At 34.1% G+C, this 18,586-nt stretch carries 16 protein-coding genes and 1 tRNA gene; 11 read left to right on the top strand and 6 right to left on the bottom strand.

Translation table 11 applies throughout. The features are described from left to right. Positions 1-48: 48 nt before the first annotated feature. Both OM967_RS03535 and rho read left to right on the top strand, forming a co-directional pair. Positions 49-654 (top strand): cell cycle transcriptional regulator TrcR, encoded by a 606-nt coding sequence (locus tag OM967_RS03535; protein WP_264337633.1) that lies wholly within the window; start codon positions 49-51, stop codon positions 652-654. Positions 655-848: 194 nt separating this feature from the next. Continuing rightward, positions 849-2,255 (top strand): transcription termination factor Rho, encoded by a 1,407-nt coding sequence (rho, locus tag OM967_RS03530; protein ID WP_250120075.1) that lies wholly within the window; start codon positions 849-851, stop codon positions 2,253-2,255. A gap of 272 nt (positions 2,256-2,527) precedes the next feature. On the opposite strand, the gene guaB is transcribed toward rho, so the two are convergent. Together guaB and rsmA are read right to left on the bottom strand one after the other, a co-directional pair. Then, a complete protein-coding gene (guaB, locus tag OM967_RS03525; RefSeq protein WP_211908481.1) occupies positions 2,528-4,015 on the bottom strand; it encodes an IMP dehydrogenase in 1,488 nt (495 codons plus the stop codon). A 123-nt stretch (positions 4,016-4,138) separates the two neighbouring features. After that, positions 4,139-4,933 carry a 16S rRNA (adenine(1518)-N(6)/adenine(1519)-N(6))-dimethyltransferase RsmA gene (gene rsmA, locus OM967_RS03520; protein ID WP_264337632.1) on the bottom strand — a complete coding sequence of 265 codons (795 nt, stop codon included), beginning with the start codon at positions 4,931-4,933 and terminating at the stop codon, positions 4,139-4,141. 77 nt (positions 4,934-5,010) lie between these two features. Here rsmA and OM967_RS03515 point away from each other — a divergent pair. From OM967_RS03515 to OM967_RS03500, 4 genes are all read left to right on the top strand, one after another. Beyond that, positions 5,011-5,083 (top strand) — tRNA-Thr (locus OM967_RS03515). Positions 5,084-5,107: 24 nt separating this feature from the next. After that, entirely contained in the window at positions 5,108-5,818 is a 711-nt protein-coding gene (locus OM967_RS03510) for a triosephosphate isomerase (protein ID WP_264337631.1), read from the top strand. A gap of 150 nt (positions 5,819-5,968) precedes the next feature. Further along, a complete protein-coding gene (gene murD / locus OM967_RS03505) occupies positions 5,969-7,501 on the top strand; it encodes a UDP-N-acetylmuramoyl-L-alanine--D-glutamate ligase (protein ID WP_211908476.1) in 1,533 nt (510 codons plus the stop codon). Positions 7,502-7,519: 18 nt separating this feature from the next. Further along, positions 7,520-8,110, top strand: a complete 591-nt coding sequence (locus tag OM967_RS03500; protein ID WP_250120073.1) for a COQ9 family protein — start codon at positions 7,520-7,522, stop codon at positions 8,108-8,110. Between the two features lie 357 nt (positions 8,111-8,467). Here OM967_RS03500 and OM967_RS03495 read toward each other — a convergent pair whose 3' ends face one another. Continuing rightward, complete coding sequence (locus OM967_RS03495; RefSeq protein ID WP_010405605.1) at positions 8,468-8,668, bottom strand: ankyrin repeat domain-containing protein; 201 nt, start codon at positions 8,666-8,668, stop codon at positions 8,468-8,470. Positions 8,669-9,089: 421 nt separating this feature from the next. On the opposite strand from OM967_RS03495, the gene OM967_RS03490 reads away from it, so the two are divergent. Further along, the gene (locus OM967_RS03490) at positions 9,090-10,430 is read left to right on the top strand and encodes an ankyrin repeat domain-containing protein (protein WP_264337630.1); all 1,341 of its coding nucleotides are present in this window, start codon (positions 9,090-9,092) and stop codon (positions 10,428-10,430) included. 938 nt (positions 10,431-11,368) lie between these two features. Here the strand turns inward: OM967_RS03490 and OM967_RS03485 are convergent. Beyond that, on the bottom strand, positions 11,369-12,397 hold the full coding sequence (locus OM967_RS03485) for a class I SAM-dependent methyltransferase (RefSeq protein ID WP_211908473.1): 1,029 nt from the start codon (positions 12,395-12,397) through the stop codon (positions 11,369-11,371). Positions 12,398-12,492: 95 nt separating this feature from the next. Between OM967_RS03485 and OM967_RS03480 the strand changes: the two genes are divergently transcribed. Both OM967_RS03480 and OM967_RS03475 read left to right on the top strand, forming a co-directional pair. Next, a complete protein-coding gene (locus tag OM967_RS03480; protein ID WP_211908472.1) occupies positions 12,493-12,864 on the top strand; it encodes a hypothetical protein in 372 nt (123 codons plus the stop codon). Continuing rightward, positions 12,865-13,146, top strand: a complete 282-nt coding sequence (locus OM967_RS03475; RefSeq protein WP_010406917.1) for a DUF2610 domain-containing protein — start codon at positions 12,865-12,867, stop codon at positions 13,144-13,146. Here OM967_RS03475 and dapD read toward each other — a convergent pair whose 3' ends face one another. Further along, positions 13,147-13,989, bottom strand: coding sequence for a 2,3,4,5-tetrahydropyridine-2,6-dicarboxylate N-succinyltransferase (gene dapD / locus OM967_RS03470; RefSeq protein ID WP_264337629.1), 843 nt, complete (start codon positions 13,987-13,989; stop codon positions 13,147-13,149). Positions 13,990-14,027: 38 nt separating this feature from the next. On the opposite strand from dapD, the gene OM967_RS03465 reads away from it, so the two are divergent. Both OM967_RS03465 and sdhA read left to right on the top strand, forming a co-directional pair. Then, positions 14,028-14,438 (top strand): zinc-ribbon domain-containing protein, encoded by a 411-nt coding sequence (locus OM967_RS03465; RefSeq protein ID WP_264337628.1) that lies wholly within the window; start codon positions 14,028-14,030, stop codon positions 14,436-14,438. A 208-nt stretch (positions 14,439-14,646) separates the two neighbouring features. Continuing rightward, positions 14,647-16,446 carry a succinate dehydrogenase flavoprotein subunit gene (gene sdhA / locus OM967_RS03460; RefSeq protein ID WP_264337627.1) on the top strand — a complete coding sequence of 600 codons (1,800 nt, stop codon included), beginning with the start codon at positions 14,647-14,649 and terminating at the stop codon, positions 16,444-16,446. Here sdhA and OM967_RS03455 read toward each other — a convergent pair. Beyond that, complete coding sequence (locus OM967_RS03455; protein WP_250120068.1) at positions 16,418-18,454, bottom strand: ankyrin repeat domain-containing protein; 2,037 nt, start codon at positions 18,452-18,454, stop codon at positions 16,418-16,420. The genes sdhA and OM967_RS03455 overlap by 29 nt on opposite strands. Between the last annotated feature and the right edge of the window lie 132 nt (positions 18,455-18,586).

Below are 18,586 nucleotides of genomic sequence, written 5' to 3'. Positions count from 1 at the left end.
GTTTTAATGGTTTATATTTTATTTCTATAACAGTAAAGGAATATTAAAATGGGAGATGTTTTTTCGATGTCAATGGAATCTTCTAAAGACAATAAAGATAGAAATGAACAATTTCTCATGCAAGTAGCCGCTTGGTTGGTTGATAACACTAGCTTAACTTTTGATCAAATAGCACAATGTTGCAAGTTATCCCTTGAAAAAGTACAAGACATAGCTGATGAGGAAATAGAAGTTGAAAAGTATGACCCTATTATTTCTGAAATAATTACTGAAAAAGAAATCGATAATTGCAAAAAAAATCCAAATCGTGTACCAAATTTGATTATAAAAAATATGAAAAAAAGTGCAAAGACGATTAGCTTTCTTGCCTTTGCTTCCACAGCAAGGCGTAGAGATAAACCTAATGCGATTTATTATTTGGTAAAAAAATTTCCTATCTTGAACAATAATGTGATAGCTAAGCTAGTTGGTACAACAAATTACACAGTTGAGCAGGTAAGAAATAGATCTCATCATAACATACTCAATATCAAACCTCAAGATCCTGTACTACTTGGTTTATGTAGCCAGGAAAATTTAGAAGCGGAAGTAGAAAAAGCGAAAGTAGAAGAAGAGAAGAAACAAAGATTAAAAAATATAAATAATAGCTATTGATGATTCTCAAATTCTTGTACTTTGTTAATATTAAATTGACTTGACTTGTTAGTTTTTATCAGTATAATATGAGTAAAGTATCTAGTTTAATAATAATTAAGTCTAAATACGCACTAAAAACTAGCTCAGCCTAATTTATTGTTTTATACTCACATTTTAGGTTAGTAAGCATCAATTAAAATTTTTGGAGGATTATGACAACAATCAATGAAGATGTCTTAGCAAAAGGAGAGGTTGTAGGTCAACCTGAAAAAAGCGAACAAATTCATAATGCTGACGCAGTAAAACAAATTACCAGTGAAGGTGCTGAAAAAAACAAGAAAACGTTGGACCTGAGCGAATTGAAAGAGAAAACAGCAGAAGAATTGTTAGAGCTAGCTGAAGAAAGAAAAATTTCAACTAGTGGTAAAGGCAATGGCAGGATGCTAAAACAGGAAATGATATTCAGTTTAATGAAGAAAATGAGTGAAGAAGGAGGCATAACCACAGGAAGTGGAGTAGTGGAAATATTGCCTGATGGTTTTGGTTTCTTACGTTCATCAAGTGCAAATTATGCTCCAAGTACCGATGATGTTTATATTTCCAATGGCCAAATAAAGAAGTTTAATTTACGTACAGGAGATATGGCATGTGGAGAAATAAGGCCACCTGGTGATAAGGAAAGATATTTTACTTTAACTAAGGTTCACAGTATAAACTCTACTGAAATCAGTGAATTAAGAAAGTACGTACATTTTGATAATTTGCTTCCACTTTATCCTGAAAAAAGCCTCATCCTTGAAAACAACAGTAGCGGAGATAATAAAAAAGATATAAACATGCGTGCTGTAGATATAGTTACACCTCTTGGAAAAGGACAAAGAGCATTGATAGTTGCTCCACCTCGTACAGGAAAAACGATATTGCTTCAGCAAATGGCTCACTCTATAGCTACAAATCATCCTGAAATAGAACTAATAGTATTACTTATAGATGAAAGACCCGAAGAGGTGACAGATATGATACGCTCTGTAAAGGGTGAAGTGGTAAGCTCTACATTTGATGAGCCTGCCTACCGTCATGTCCAACTTGCTGAAATAGTAATAGAAAAAGCTAAAAGAATGGTTGAACACAAAAAAGATGTAGTGATTTTGCTTGATTCTATAACTCGCCTTGCACGTGCTTATAATGCAGTTATTCCTTCGTCTGGAAAGGTTCTAACCGGTGGTGTAGATTCAAATGCGCTGCAAAGACCAAAACGCTTTTTTGGAGCAGCTCGTAATATTGAAAATGGTGGTTCTTTGACAATCATCGCTACAGCCCTTATAGAAACTGGTTCAAAAATGGATGATGTTATTTTTGAAGAGTTTAAAGGCACAGGTAATGCTGAAATTATACTAGATAGAAAACTTGCTGATAAACGTATATTCCCTGCTATTGATATTACCAAATCCGGAACAAGGAAGGAAGAGCTATTAGTTGATAAGGCCATACTAAATAAAATATGGGTATTGCGTAGGATACTTAACCCTATGGGATCTGTTGAAGCAATGGAGTTTTTACGTGACAAATTACTTTTAACAAAGAGCAATGCTGACTTTTTTAACTCCATGAATCACTAAAAGTAAGCCAATTCTAATAGAGCAAAAAAGCAAAGCTCTCTTATAGCTAAAATAATTTGGATTCATCAAAATATATTAAGCTGGCAATCTGCCTTAAGTTGCTATTCCAACTTATAGCACTGATTTTGATCAAAAATTTTATGTAGTCAGTTTATTTACAATCGATTTTCCAGTGTCAGCCACTTAGATGACATCTTTTTGACTCTTAATATTAATATGTTTATACAATTGTGTACCAGTGTTGAAATGACACACTCAAAAGGGGATTGTATTTACTCTGAATCAGATGATAAATTAGATGCTTGGTAAGCGTAATTTGGAGCTTCCTGTGTAATGATTATATCATGAGCATGACTTTCTCTTAACCCTGATGAAGTAATAGTGACAAATTTGCAGTTTTTTTTCATCTCTTCTATATTACGGTTGCCAGTGTAACCCATTGCAGCTTGCAACCCACCAATTAACTGACAGATCACTCCTGAAGCTGGACCTTTAAAAGGAACTCTTGCTTCTACTCCTTGTGGGACTAAATCGAGTTTTGAATCTTGAAAATAACGGCTAGCTGACCCTCGTTTCATTGCACTAATAGATCCCATTCCTCGATATTCCTTATATGCTCTACCCTTATACATGATAATCTCACCTGGGCTTTCCTCAGTACCAGCAAAGATTGAACCTATCATCACAGTATCAGCACCAGCTGCAATAGCTTTTGCAACATCTCCCGAATATTTTATTCCACCATCAGCAATTAGTCTGACGTTTTTTGTTTTACAAACCTCTGCAATATTCTTGATCGCAGAGAATTGTGGCATACCAACGCCTGTAACTATTCTGGTAGTACAAATTGATCCTGGCCCTATTCCAACTTTCACTGTATCAACACCAGCATCAATCAACGCTTCAGCAGCCTCTGTTGTTGTGATATTTCCGCCGATTAATTGAGTATTCGGATACATCTTTTTTATTTCCTTAATAGTACTGATAACGTTCTGGGAATGACCGTGAGCGGTATCTACAATAACCACATCAACTTCTTCTTCGATCAAAGCTTCACATCTTTCTATACCGTCTTTTTTACCAGTACCAATTGCAGCGGCAACTCTGAGTCGACCTTTACTGTCTTTACATGAATTTGGATATCTATTGTATTTTTCGATGTCTTTAACTGTGATTAGACCTATGCAACAAGAATTTTCATCAACAACCAAAAGCTTCTCTATTCTATTTGCATGCAACAATTTCATTGCTGAGGCGCTGTTTACTGCCTGCTCTCGAACTGTTACTAACTTATCTTTTGTCATTACCTCGGAAACTTTTATATTCATGTTCTGGTCTTCAATAAACCTCACATCTCGATTAGTTAAAATTCCCACTAACTTGCGTTGATCAACTACAGGAATGCCGGAATAATTATACTCTCTCATTAATGAAACTGCTTCTGCAACTGTTTTATCTGGGGAAATTGTAATTGGGTTATACACGATCCAGCTTTCATATTTTTTCACCCTTCTTACTTCTAACACTTGTTCATCTATTGATAAATTCTTATGTATGCAACCTATTCCACCATGTTGGGCAATAGCTATTGCAAAGCCTGATTCAGTGACAGTGTCCATTGCAGAGGATATGAGAGGGATATTTAGTTCTATATTATTTGTTAGATAAGTTCTTGTGTCTGCATCACGAGGCAATACATCAGAATAGGCCGGTAAGAGAAGTACATCGTCAAACGAATAACAAGCTTCCATTTTTTTCATATGCTTTATTTAAAGCTTATACGCCAATTAATGAAATTGCAATAGAGCTTTTGCAAAATTAGCCTGGATCCAGCTATTTTTAGATCAAAATAGGATAGAAGAGGTATGTAGCTCCTAATATATTTATCGCAAAATTACATTATTTGCTAGCAAACAGAACTGCTCAATAGTTAAGCTTTCTGGACGTTCGTCTCCACTCAGTTTAGCATTCTCAAGAGTAGTTGAGACATCACTAGTTATACTTTGCAAGCTATTTCTCAGCATCTTTCTTCTTTGAGCGAACACAGCACGTGTTAGCTTTGTTAAGGTTTCTAAATTTACTGCAAATCTTGGAGTGGGTAAAGGTTTTACTGTAATTACTGAAGAATATACTTTTGGTCTTGGAAAAAATTCCTTAGGTTCAATATCAAATTCCTTTTTTATGTCGCATAGTAACTGGCTTAGCACTGATAGGGAACCATAATCTTTAGAATTAGGTTCTGCTGTAATACGCTCTGCTACCTCCTTTTGGAACATTAACGTCAAATTCGTAAAAAATTTTATATTATTTAACCACTTTAAAAATAACGCTACTGAGATATTGTAAGGCAAGTTAGTAATGACTTTGACTGGACATTCTACCAGCTCTTTTTCTACAACATTAAGTGCATCTGCTTCTATAATTCTATATTTTCCCTGATGCTCATTTAGCAATTGTTCGTGATGTTTCACTAAACTACTATCTTTTTCTATAGAAAGTAGAAACTTTGGATTATACGCCAATATTTCTCTTGTTAACGCACCATACCCAGGACCAATTTCAATAACATTAAAATCTTTCAGGCTACCAGCTAAAGCAACTATTCTTTTTGTTATCTCATTCGATAAAATAAAATTTTGTCCTAGACTCTTTTTTGGCTTCAGTGAAAATTTTTTCATATGATCTTAGTATGCAGTATTTTAAAAATTAGTTGACGAAAATTCATCAATAATTGTATATTGTCAGTGTATTTAATGCCGGCTTAGCTCAATTGGTAGAGCAACTGACTTGTAATCAGTAGGTTGTCAGTTCAAGTCCGACAGCCGGCACTCTTATCCATACAAGTAAAGTTGATGTCCTTTTTAATAGTAGCAAATTGGAAAATGAATGGAACACGTTCTTCATTTGTTAACTTTATAGGCAAACTTAACAACAAGAGCAACGAAATTACCTCTAAATTAGTAATTTGCCCTCCTTTTACATCATTTCCAAGCAGTATAGAGTTGAACAATAATATTAAAATAGGAGGACAGAATTGTCATCATAAAGAGTTCGGTTCTTACACAGGTGAAATTAGTGCAGGAATGTTGAAGGAACTAGGATGTAGTTACGTAATACTTGGACATTCTGAAAGGGCTCATGAAAAAGATAGTGAAATAAAACTTAAATCGAAAACAGCAATAGAATCAGGATTACACCCAATCATCTGTGTAGGTGAAAACTCAGAAGATTATAAAAATAAAAAAACAAAAGAAGTAATAGAATATCAATGCAAAAACCGTTTGCCAACACAAGGTGAATATACCATAGCATACGAACCGATATGGGCAATAGGAACAGGAAATGTGCCAAATAATGACGCAATTGCTGAGGTGATAGAGATAATAAAATTGTGTACTGGTAAAAAACACATTATATATGGTGGCTCAGTCAGCTCAGAAAATATAGGAAACTTGCTCAGTATTCCAAATCTATTAGGAGTTTTAATTGGTAGTGCAAGCTTAGATTTTGATCACTTTTATCAAATTATACAACAAGTCGAGAAAAAACTTTCTCTTAATTAATTCTAAAGGATAAATACTCTTATTGTCATGGTAAGGGAGTTGGCAAAATGTGTCAAGGAGTTTTCTATTGGCTAAGGTTGTGACAATAAAGTTAAGCACTGCCAAAAACTATGGAAGAAGTCATTATAATTTGTATTATATCTTTATAAAATGGTTCGCATAAGTTATCTAGAAGTGCAACTAAACAAATACAAAAATCAAAGTGTTGCGGTTTTCGGCCTTGGTAAAACTGGTTTGTCCGTTATTAATGCTCTAACAAAAAGCAGTGCAAAAATATATGCATGGGATGATAATAAAGAGCAAATAGCAAATGCAAAAAAGATATATAAAGAGTGTAACTATACTCATCCCAATGAGTATAATTGGCATGAGATAAGCACACTAATTTTGAGCCCTGGAGTGCCAATACCAACGCATTGGGTAGTAAAACTTGCAAGAAGCTTTGACTGCAAAATAAAATCAGACATTGAGCTATTTCTCGAAACTAAAACTACAAGCCAGAAGGTTGTAGGCATCACCGGAACAAATGGCAAATCAACCACCACGTCACTAATAGGGCACATATTAAAATCCACAGGGAAAAAAGTAGCTATTGGCGGGAATTTAGGTGTGCCTATTTTGGATTTAGAAAGAGATGCAGAAATTTATGTAATTGAATTCTCCTCTTTTCAATTGGAGCTAATAAATAAAATTAATGTAGACATTTCTGTATTGCTCAACATCACACCAGACCACATAGATAGACATGGAAGTATGAATAACTACATAGCAACTAAATTAAAACTGATAAACAGTAGCAAGATTGCCGTGATAGGATGTGATAACAAAATTACCGCTGATGTATTCAATAAATTCACTGGGAACAAAATTCCAATTTCAGTAACATATTCCCTGGTGTCATTCCAGCGCATGACCAGAAAAGAAAAACCATTGCCAACTACTCAGATGATAGAGGGTAGTGCAAGAGATCTAATATCATTGGCAGATAACAATTTGCTTGATTATAGTGAACAGATTACTGGTATAGATCGAAATTATCTGGATCCCAGTGTCAGCTACTTGGATGACAAAAGGAGTGCTGAGATTCAGGAGATCTCGATAAAATTAGAGAATCACAACTTATCAATGAGTGATATGAAAGTAAACCTAGTATCCAATGTAGAAAATATAGTAGCTGCACACGCTGTGTGCAAGTTACTTGGAGTAGATAGCAGCACTATTGTCAATGAAATCAAATCCTTTCCAGGGCTAAGACACAGAAATGAATTTCTTGGCAAAATACATAATGTACTTTTTATCAACGATAGCAAAGCAACCAATGCAGAATCGACCGAAAAGGCAATTTTATCTTATAAAAACATATATTGGATTGTTGGCGGAAAAAGCAAAAAAGGCGGAATAGAATCATTAAGCAAGCATTTCACCAAGATTAGAAAAGCTTTTCTTATTGGAGAATCAACTGAAGTTTTTGCAAACATTATGGAGAACAAAATAGATTATATGAAGTGCTATAATCTAGAAAACGCATTTAAACTGGCTTTTGAAGAGGCCATAAATAGCAAAGAAGAAGTAGCGATATTACTTTCTCCTGCATGTTCTTCTTTTGATCAGTGGAAAAATTTTGAAGAGCGCGGTGAAGCATTTTGCAGAATGTTTGAAAATCTCAGGTACAATTATATGTGATGTTTAGTATAGTATTGTATGGAACAAAAGTTAATAGTAGATGAGCTGATTAAGGTTATTCCATTTGAAGGAATAAGTGATGCAACCTTATTGAAAGTGTGCACGAACCTTAACCTAGCCAATAGTTTTTGTAAATTTCAAAATGGAATATATAGTGCTTTGGAGTACATAGCAGAGGACTTAAATAGCTCAATAGAAACTGAACTTTGGAATTCCAATTTAGAAGATATGAAGGTAAGAGAGCGGATAAAGTTAGCTGTCCAAATACGCCTTTCAAACTATGCTAAGTTACAAAATTACAGAGAGTTTTTAAAAAATGTTTTATCATTCTCTATATTACCCCAAAATACATATTTTTCTAGTAAACTCTTGTACAGAACTGTTAGCGCGATTTGGTATGGCATTCATGATCAATCAACAGATTTTAACTACTATACAAAAAGAGCAATATTAGCTGGAGTGTACTTAAGTACGATACTTTTTTTTATCAATGATTATTCAGAAGATTTTGCAGATACCCTGTCGTTTCTTGACAAACGTATCAACAATGTCATGACATTTCAAAAGTTTAAAACCCGTTTGAATAGAATGGTAAGAAACTTCTTATAGCCTCTTTATTTATACGAGTTACTCGTATTTATACCTAAAGCTGCCTTGATTTTTATGTTAAGATAATTGAACATCCACTAACAGTGAGCTTAACAAAGAACTTGATTGAAAGCAATACATTAGAAAGTAGTTTTGCTGGAAACTTGAAGTAGACAGAGTTGATACACATAAAGCTGATTCATGTACAAAAGTATCTGTTCAGATACACGACTAATGCTGTGTGATCCATAGAGGTTATTACAATAAGAATGTAAGATCAAATAGAAATTTGGATTTGCAGTAGTTTATAGACCTTATTACAATTGCAAAGGATAAATTAGTTAATCTAGGGTTAAACTACGTCTGAGTTGGATAAAACTATACAAAATGACTACTTTTAGCAGCAAACATTAGAGCAGTTTTTCCAAGAGCAGTTTTTTCATAGTCAAAATGAGGTAGACTAAGAGTACTAACTACATAATTAACACCTGCGTTTGCTATTTCTACTAAGTATTTTACTACATCCAAGTGACCTGCTTGAGCAGCATCAAGTAAAAAGAGTGGAGCAACTATCTCCATGAGGCTTCTTTTGCCTTTTTTTGCTTGCTTAATATTTATAGCTAAAGCTTCAGGGTGTCATTTCAGTGCGTGACGCAGAGATGTACGGAGATTGAAGATCAGTGCTTGACACTGGAATCCAGAAATTTTTTGAGAACAAAAGTTATGCTAAGTTTTTGTTGGTAAGAAAGGCTGGTGTCTGGGCACTGGGATGAAAGTAGTGTGAAATGGGGCTACTTGGGGATGACAAAAAAGAATGTACTGGGATGACAAGAAATAGGGCAAATGTATAAAAATAAATATTTCTATATTCAGGAAATTGTGGACTTTAATATATCGGAATTTAGTAACTTCAATAAATTGTGATATATCTTTTACAGATTCATTCAAACTTAATTAAGTGGGAGTATTGTTAATGCGAAAAGGGTTTAATTAAAATGGTATGGCGTGTGAGGAAGACATACATCAATTGGTAGAAAGTGGATTTGATATTAACTCAAAAGATGTAAGCGGAGTCACTCTCTTGCATAAGTTTACAAAAGAAGGCGATTTAGTTGGAGTAAAATCATTATTAGAGCACGAAGCTGACTTTAATGTTGTGGACAACGAAAATAGAAATCCACTGCATTATGCTATTATGCATGGACACAAAAAAATTGCTAAACTTCTTGTTAATCAACTGACAATTAATTCTAGAGATAAAAATGGATTTACTCCACTTCACCTTGCTACACTACAAGATGACACAGAATTAATGGATTTTTTAATAACAAAAGGCGCAAAAATTAATGAAAAAGATGCTGAGAAAGGCTATACTCCTCTTCACATAGCTTCATTATACGGTTCTAAAAAGAGCGTCCAGATTTTAATTGATAGCGGAGCAAATCTTGAATGTGAAGATAACAACTTTCGTACTCCTTTATTTTTGACCATTTATCAATGTACTACACATTATGAAAGTAGAGCAGAGATTATAGAATATCTGATAAAGAAAGGTGCAAACATAGAAGCAAAAGATGCAGAAAATAATACTACGCTTTTTCTAGCAGCATATAACAACAAAATGCAACTGGTAAAGCTTATTGTAAAGCAAGCAAAAGCTAAGTTAAAAGAGTTTATTTGCACAAAAAATAAACATGGTTTTGATGCACTGGATTGCGCTATTAAGAATAATAATAGGCAAATGGTAACATTTCTTGTTTCAAAGGGAATAGAAGCAGATGACCAAGATTGTAGCGGTAACACCAGGTTACATAAAGCTAGCTATAATGGTGATACTAAAGCAGTTAAGTTCTTATTGGAGCTTAAGGTAAACGTTAATGCCGTCACTAGATGCAACAGAACTCCTCTGCTACTTGCAGCTAAAAAAGGCCATGTAGAAATTGTAAGAATGTTGTTAGCAGTAAAAGCCAATATGAATATTTGTGATCAACAAGGTTTTACACCTCTGCATCTTACTATTCAAAAGGATTATTTTGATATAGCTCAGCTATTAATAGAAAAAGGGGCAATTAATTGTAGTAATGATTATACTGCAATAGATATGTTTATTGACAAGGCTCATAGCAAAAAAAATATTGAAGAAAATTACAAAAAATTTTGTAGGTTTTTGATGCTTTACTTGAAAGAGCTACATAGTAAACACAAAGCCTTTTGTGTACTTTCAATCCTAGCTCTAAGCTTAACAATTATAGGTTTACCATTTATTTTCAAGCCTATTATTAAATATAGAGAAAGAAGTAAAATATATAAAAAAATTAGGGCTATGCTGATTTATATTTAAGTATAACAGGAGAACTAAGCTAATATATGACAATTATCTGCTCGATAAAAATGGAATTAAATGTATCCGTTTAGCAGAGTGGCAAAATAAAATAGACAAAACCATAAAAATAAATGGTGTCATGCAATTTGAGCTTCGGCATAGATCCCACATAAATTTTTTGGTACATATTTTTTCAACATTAATTTCGTATTCCATTCAAAGAATATTAATATTGGCATATAAGTATGAATATTATGCTAATATAATTACTTTTTAGGTATACATGGCAAATTTATGCCTGGAAACAGTTTTTAGTTATTTCCTAGACTTTCTTTATAAAAATCACAGGCGCCTGTTATTAGCTAAAGTAAAGGTCAAGTATCTGGAATTCTGGACATAAAATCCTCCTGTATAAAAAGATTAGAAAAAAATGCAGCGCACATATGACAGACGTGTGTATACGCTGAAAAAGATACGCTACGTTTTTTATTGAAAAGTTAACTGAAAGTCTGCAGACAAAGATAGATTTTGAGCTCTTAAAATATCTCTAATTGTCATTATAATCAGATTCAAAATATGCGGAAGTAATTTTTTTGACAATAGATTTCTTGCATAACCAAGTGTTATTCCAGCTGGGATCCAGCTAAGTTGGTAAACACTTTACAACGTTTTTTGCGCGAAAAGGCTGGATGCCAGTGTCAGCTACTTGCATGACATCGTCTTGGATGAAAATCAGTACGTGATGCACCAAAAATTGTGCATCAAAAGGGTGTCATTTGAGTAACTTTTTTGTTGTCATGCCAGTGTCAGCTACTTGCATGACACCTATTTGTTCCTATGATAGTCTTATCTGTCTATCTTATTTTGCTACTCTGCTGAACAGATACGTTTCTTTTACCTTTTTTATTCTGTAAATTTTTTAGTATTTGTATGTTTAACATAAGAACTACACAAGACTACAAATGGTGAATCAGCATTACCTTAAAGAGAGTACCCATATTTTCAGTTAACCTTAAAAATTCACTGAAGATCTTATTCTTCTGTTCATTACTTGCATTTTTCATTAAAGCTTGCGCTCTTTCCTTTATACCAAACAAATATAAAAATTCTCTTTGAGTTAAAATCTCACAATTTAAGTATTTTAATGAATCTTTTAACGCTTGAAAGTTTACAAGTGCAGTAATATCACTGTTACCAATATTTTCAAGAAAATTAGCATACTGATGCTGCCTTATCGATTGCAAAGTGCTCTTGTATGAAGGATATAAATAACCATAATCTATAATCAGGGCAGCTCCTCCGTTATTGACTATCTTATTCTCAAGTTTCTTTAATATTTCGATTCCGGCTAGGCATACTTCCACTACTGCACCATTGAAACCCCCTGTCATTCCAGTCTGGAGTCCAGTTTTTGGTCTGGTTAAGCACTGGAGTGACAATGAAAGACTGCCATCATCTTGTTTTATTACTCTATTTTCATACCACTGCCCATCACGATAAACAAACTGATCAATTGGAAGAGCATCAAAGAACTCATTTGAAAAAAAAATAGTTGGCTGATTTGGTAAGTTGTCGACATCTGTGTGCCAATTAATATCTAATCCCTTTAATTTTTCCTTTTGTATTTTCTGTAAAATAGGGCTTATCTCAACTAGATGAATGTCCATTGAGCTAAAAAAACAGCTATATTTTTTGGTGACTCTTATTACATCATGAATGAGTGTTCCTTTACCTGGCCCAAGTTCAGCTAGAGAAAATTTTGATGGCTTTCCTAATTTTTCCCATGTATCCATTATCCAAACTGCAGTTGTTTCACCAAACAGCTGACTAATTTCAGGTGCAGTAATGAAATCACCATCTTTGCCAAGTGGTAATTTATTCATGTAATAGCCGTACTCTTTATGATATAGAGCAGCATTCATAAAATTACTGATGGATATTGATCCTTGGCTTTTATCAATTAATTCGTGTATATAAGTAAGCATATTATTAATAAATGTTTAACTATAGCGTGCCATACTATAAAATAGTGGAGTATTTATATATATAATATAAGTTTAAAGGCGATAGTGCTTTGGTTATGAATAGTCAAGATACGGATTATGTTACCCTTATACCTCAAGATGATGGTGTTGAATATAAATTTGAAGAAATTGTCAATTTTGTAGAAAATAAGGTTGTAGGTGCTGATGGATTAACTTTAGCGGAGGTATTTCAAGCATTAGTTAAAATGCTGAATGGTGACCTAGAGTTAGTAAAAAAAGTGTTAGCATATGCTAATATTATGGTAAAGTATGGAATGAGGTTAGCAAAAGAGTCACAATTGAGCAGAGCTGATATTCGCAGAGCTTTAGAAGGGGAAGAAAGTGTTTTCAATAGGCAAGATTTTATCAAAAAACCACCTCTTGTACCTTCTATAAAATCGGTTAAAAAGAAAAGCAGAGGTCTTTAAATGGTTGAGTCTATAAAAAAATTTACTGTACAGTGTGATTTCAAAGGGCAAAGTTCACCTTTTGCAATATACATAGGAGATCCAAAGAGTGATACTCATCCAATTCACTATCAAGATTCCTGGCTTGCAAAGGAGCGTGGAGGAAACATACCTAATAGAGTCAAAGAAAGTCTGCAAAAATTATATAAGTTATCTAAAGAAAATGGAATCTCTTTCTCAGAATTATGTGCATATGCTATTACTGTAGTTAGTAATAATGATAAAAAAAATGACTGCAAGTAGTTAGGTTCTCAATATTTCATTTATAAAAGTTTTTGATCTCGTCTTCTCGTCCACTTTTTTTACTATAACTGCACAATAGGTTGAAATGTTATTTTTAGGTGGAGTAGATCCTGGTACAACTACAGAGTAAGGTGGTACTTCACCATAAAATACCTTGCTTGTTTCTCTGTCAATAATTTTTGTTGATGCTCCAATAAACACACCCATGCCAAGGACTGATCCTTCTCTTATTATAACACCTTCGGCTACCTCACTACGCGCTCCAATGAAGCAATTATCTTCTATAATGACTGGAGAAGCTTGAATGGGCTCAAGAACTCCGCCTATTCCCACTCCACCGGAAATATGGCAATTTTTCCCTATTTGTGCACAACTACCAACTGTTGACCAAGTGTCTATCATTGTGCCAGAATCAATGTATGCACCAACGTTGATAAAGCTTGGCATTAGAACAACATTTTTACCTATGTAAGCAGATTGGCGGACAAAACACCCAGGAACTGCTCTAATTTTTGAATGGTAAAATTTTTCTTCATTCCATTCACTAAACTTACTACCGATTTTGTCAAACCAGCAATTGGTGTTGTCTATTATTTTGCTTTCCTCAGTGAGGAAATGTAATAATATTGACTGCTTTATCCACTTATGTACTATCCATTCTCCACTTGATAGCTTTTCTGCTACTCTAATTTTACCACTGTCAAGTAACTCAATTACCTCTTTGATTATTAATCTTGCTTCGTGTTTTAGATTATAGTCGTTAAGTTTTTCTTTATCTTTCCAAATATTTTCTATCTCATCTTGTAATTTTTTAGTTGCAAATTTTTCATTTATTATATACATATTGATATCAAATTTATATTATTTTATACGTAAGCACTATGAAAATACAATGTCATAATTGTACTAAAACTTACTTAGTATCTCGTGGGCAAATAGGTGAATCTGGAAGAAAAGTGAAATGTACAAACTGCAATCACATGTGGCATGAGTATCTAAAAGAAATGTCAAGTGAATTGTGCCCTGCTGGTATACAAGAAAAAAAAGCTAACTGGAGGCAAAGTTTAACTCTAGCTTTTGCAACAGTTGCAGGGTTATGCGTTATAATTGTTGGTGGTATCTTTCCAGGAGAGGTAAGTAAGATATATAAAGCAGTTAGTGCATGTAAAGATTCAATAAGCCATAAATTAGGATACAAAAAAGTGCAAACGGAAAATTCAAGTGCGAGAGAACTTGTTGTAAATGAGTTTTATCAAGATTACCTTTTTCTATCTAATTTTAGATCTAATTAAATAGGCATAAGTCATCAATGTTATGCAAATAACTACACTTATTCCTTTATGATAGTGTCATTCCAATTTCAGCTACTTTCATGACGCCCTATGATTGTTATTACATCGTTTACTATAGATTTGTTTCAGAAGCTTACATCCAGAAAACTTGTATAGATTTTTTCTACTTCTGTGATATTATAAGCCTGTGATGATAAAATAAGTGGATATGTATAAGTCAGCGTATGAAATCATAGAGCATGAGTATGATGTGGTGATAGTAGGTGCAGGTGGAGCAGGGCTTAGAGCAACACTTGGAATGGCTGCAACTAATTTTTCAGTTGCCTGCATTTCTAAAATTTTCCCTACACGAAGTCATACAGTTGCAGCGCAAGGAGGAATTAGTGCAGCTTTGAGTAATATTGCTGAAGATGACTGGCGCTGGCATGCATATGATACAATAAAAGGTTCAGACTGGCTTGGCGATCAAGATGCAATAGAGTATATGTGTAAAAATGCTGCCAAAGCTGTGATTGAACTTGAAAATTTTGGTGTACCCTTTTCTCGTACGGAAGATGGAAAAATATATCAGCGTGCCTTTGGTGGAATGACAACTCACTTTGGTAAAGGAAAATCGGCTCAGCGTACTTGTGCAGCAGCAGATAAAACTGGGCATGCAATTCTTCATACTCTATATCAGCAATGTCTTAAATTTAACGCTGAATTTTTTGTCGAATATTTTGTAATCGATTTGATTATGGACAAAGGTACATGCTGTGGGGTGATAGCTTGGTCGCTGTGTGATGGTACGTTGCATAGATTTCATGCACATTCTGTGGTAATAGCAACAGGTGGTTATGGACGTGTTTATTTTTCTGCAACAAGTGCACACACCTGCACAGGTGATGGTAATGGCATGGTGGTAAGAGCTGGGTTGCCACTTGAAGATATGGAGTTTGTGCAATTTCATCCAACAGGAATATATGGCTCAGGGTGCTTGATGACGGAAGGATGCCGCGGTGAAGGTGGGTACCTCGTTAATTCTCAGGGTGAGAAGTTTATGGAACGTTATGCGCCAAAGGCAAAAGATTTGGCTTCTCGTGATGTAGTAAGTCGAGCAATGACAATTGAAATTAGAGAGGGAAGGGGAGTTGGGCCAAAGAAAGATCACATGTACTTGAATATAGCTCATCTTGATCCGGAAGTAATAAAGCTCAGATTGCCAGGTATTAGTGAAACAGCAAAGACCTTTGCAGGAGTTGATGTTACTAAAGATCCGATACCTGTTATTCCAACTGTTCACTATAACATGGGAGGTATTCCAACCAACTATCATGGGGAAGTGATCACGTTGCAAAAAGGTAAAGAAGAAGTGGTAGAAGGATTATTTGCAATAGGAGAAGCAGCATGTGTTTCTGTACATGGTGCAAATCGACTAGGTTCCAACTCGCTTCTTGATCTTGTGGTTTTTGGTAGAGCTGCCGCGCTTAGGGCAAAAGAAAAATTGAAACCTGATACACCACATAAAAAATTGCATTCAGACTGCACAGACTTGATAGTAGATAGATTTAATAAAATGCGATTTGCTTCTGGAGAGTTCAAAGTAGCAAAAATACGAAGTGAAATGCAGCACACTATGCAGAAATATGCATCGGTATTCCGTGTTGCTGAAGTTTTAGAGGAAGGTAAAAAAGCTATAAAAGAAGTAGCAAAAATGATGCCTAACATTGCAGTTGAAGATCGCAGTATGATATGGAATAGTGATTTGGTTGAAGCGCTGGAGCTTGCCAATATGATTCCACAAGCAGTTATTACCATGGAATGCGCAGCTAATCGCGAGGAAAGCAGGGGTGCTCATGCTCGTGAAGATTTCCCTGAACGTGATGATAAAAACTGGATGAAGCATACTATAGCATGGCTTAAAGAAAAGAAAAACCAAGTCAGTGTAGAGATTGACTATAAAAAAGTTGCTGAAAAAACTTTGAGCGATGAGATTGATTTCATCGCCCCGGAAAAGAGAATTTATTAGTCAATTCATCTAGTTTATTTATAAATCGTAGTATTGATATATCGCTCATTTTAGTAGCTGGGCTCTCTGTATGTTCTGACTGCTCTTGTGCTGCTGAGTTGTTAGCTAAATTTTGTTGTTCAGTAACATTTTCAGGTTGTGTTGCAGTTTGGAGATTATCTTTACTGGTTTGCTGATCATTGGTTAATTCTTTAACATGTTTCCTAATGCCGCTAAGTCCCAAAGTGAATATCAGACAGACCACTCCTGTTATAGCTATGATGGGTAACGCTGCTCCAATTGCAATTTGTCCTTGAAAGCAAGAAAGTGTTACCATTGTAATAATAGTAGTTGCTACTGTGATTGCTAACAATACACTAGCTCTCCTACCCGGATCAATGCATTTCCATACAGCAGATGCTCCTTTTTTTACACCAGAACCTAGCTTTTTAATGCCTGATTGACATTTTTTCGAAGCAGTTCCACAGTGGTATTTTTCCTCAAGCTTCTCTTTTAGTTCTTTAGCTTTCTCCTGTGCTTTCTGTGGAGTACTTGAACAATCTTTTAGATCTCGTAAAGTTAAATAGTACTTTTTAGTATGGAGTTCTGGATCTTCTAACCATAAAGAATCAGGGTTAGCACCGTTTTGTAATAATGCTGCACAAAACTTTGTTGTATTATCATAATTAGTGGCTAAATCAAAAATTGTTTCTTGCAATAGGTATTCGATACTTTTTTTTTCTGCTTTTTTCTTTAGTGCTAATTCTAGAGGTGTATTGCCTTGCCTGTTAGTTGCTTTTATAGCTTCATCTAATTTATCTTCAGATATTTTTCTTTCTTTTACTAAGGCTGATATTAATTTCAAGCATGTAACTTTTTGCTTCCCTGTCAGCAAGGCAATATGGTGTAAAGCATTATTGCCATTTGCATCTTTAAGGTTAATATCTGCTCCTTTTTTCAATAATTCCTTAAAAGATTTTTTATCTTTATCTTTAATTGCTAAATGTAGTTGATAATTATCATTACTATCTGGAGTATTTATGGTATGTGGTATAATTTCTTTAATTTTTGTTCTTATTTCTGATTTTAACTCAGGTTTCTTTACTGACTTTGCTAATTTTTCTAAGAAATCACAATAGTATGTCTTTTGCTCTTCTTTTAAGTATTGTAATTCTTTTGTAGATAATCCTAAATTGTCAGAGCTGGCTCCATACTCTAGCAATTTTGTAAGAAACTTAAGTGTTTTATCGTTATCTTGGATTGTGTGAGAATCATGTTTCCCTTTTATTATCTTGTTAATTAGTGCTACCTGAAAAGGAGTCTTTCCTTCTTGATTTTCACTATCAACAAGTTGTGCTAGATCTTCCTTGGTGACCGTTTTTATTAGGGTACCTAGAAACTTGCATTTCTGTTCCTTTTCGAGCGATGCAATAAGATGTAAAATATTATTTCCTTTTTCATCTTTTATGCTGTTAACATTTGTGCAATCTTTTAGATATTTTCTAAATTTCCTGCTATTTCCATTTTTGATTGCTTTTAGTAATTGAACATCATTATCAGAATCTGATATTCCGTTTACTTCATTTTCAAAATTGCTACAGTAACCACTTTCTGACTCATTGTCCTTGCGATTTTTATTAGAGTGACTTTTAGTGACTTCAGAAATTGCTTGCCTTACTTGGTTTTTTGTTTCATCTGATATTTTTTTTAATTGTTCGATTACTTCACCTAGCACTGGAAGGAAACATTGGACATAATATCTGTGATATTTTCCCTGTTCTCTAAGAGATTCTTCTAATTTAGTTAATACTTCAGGACTAGCGCCTTCCTTAAATAACCTTTTACATTCCTTGAGTGTTCCATCTCGACTTCTTGGTTTTTCATGCTTATGTTTTTCTTTTTTTACCTTTCTCTCTATAATATTATACAATTGCTTGTCTTTTTTATCTTGCTCTTGTTTTTCATTTTTGTTTATATATTTATCTAGTTTGTTTGCATTAGTAACTAATACACTTAGATCTATACTCATATTAAAACCTCAATATTAAAAGCTATTTGGCGTTAACGAATTGGATTAAACTTTTAAATTGAGCTAGATGTTATCGAAATATAGGTGAAAAGGCAGAAAACTAGTTTCTGTTAGAAAATCTATTGTCATATT

It is taken from the genome of Wolbachia endosymbiont (group B) of Dolichovespula media, assembly GCF_947179505.1.
Lineage (GTDB): Bacteria > Pseudomonadota > Alphaproteobacteria > Rickettsiales > Anaplasmataceae > Wolbachia.
The sequence above is the reverse complement of the archived record's forward strand: the minus strand, read 5'-3'. Positions and strand labels throughout refer to the sequence as shown.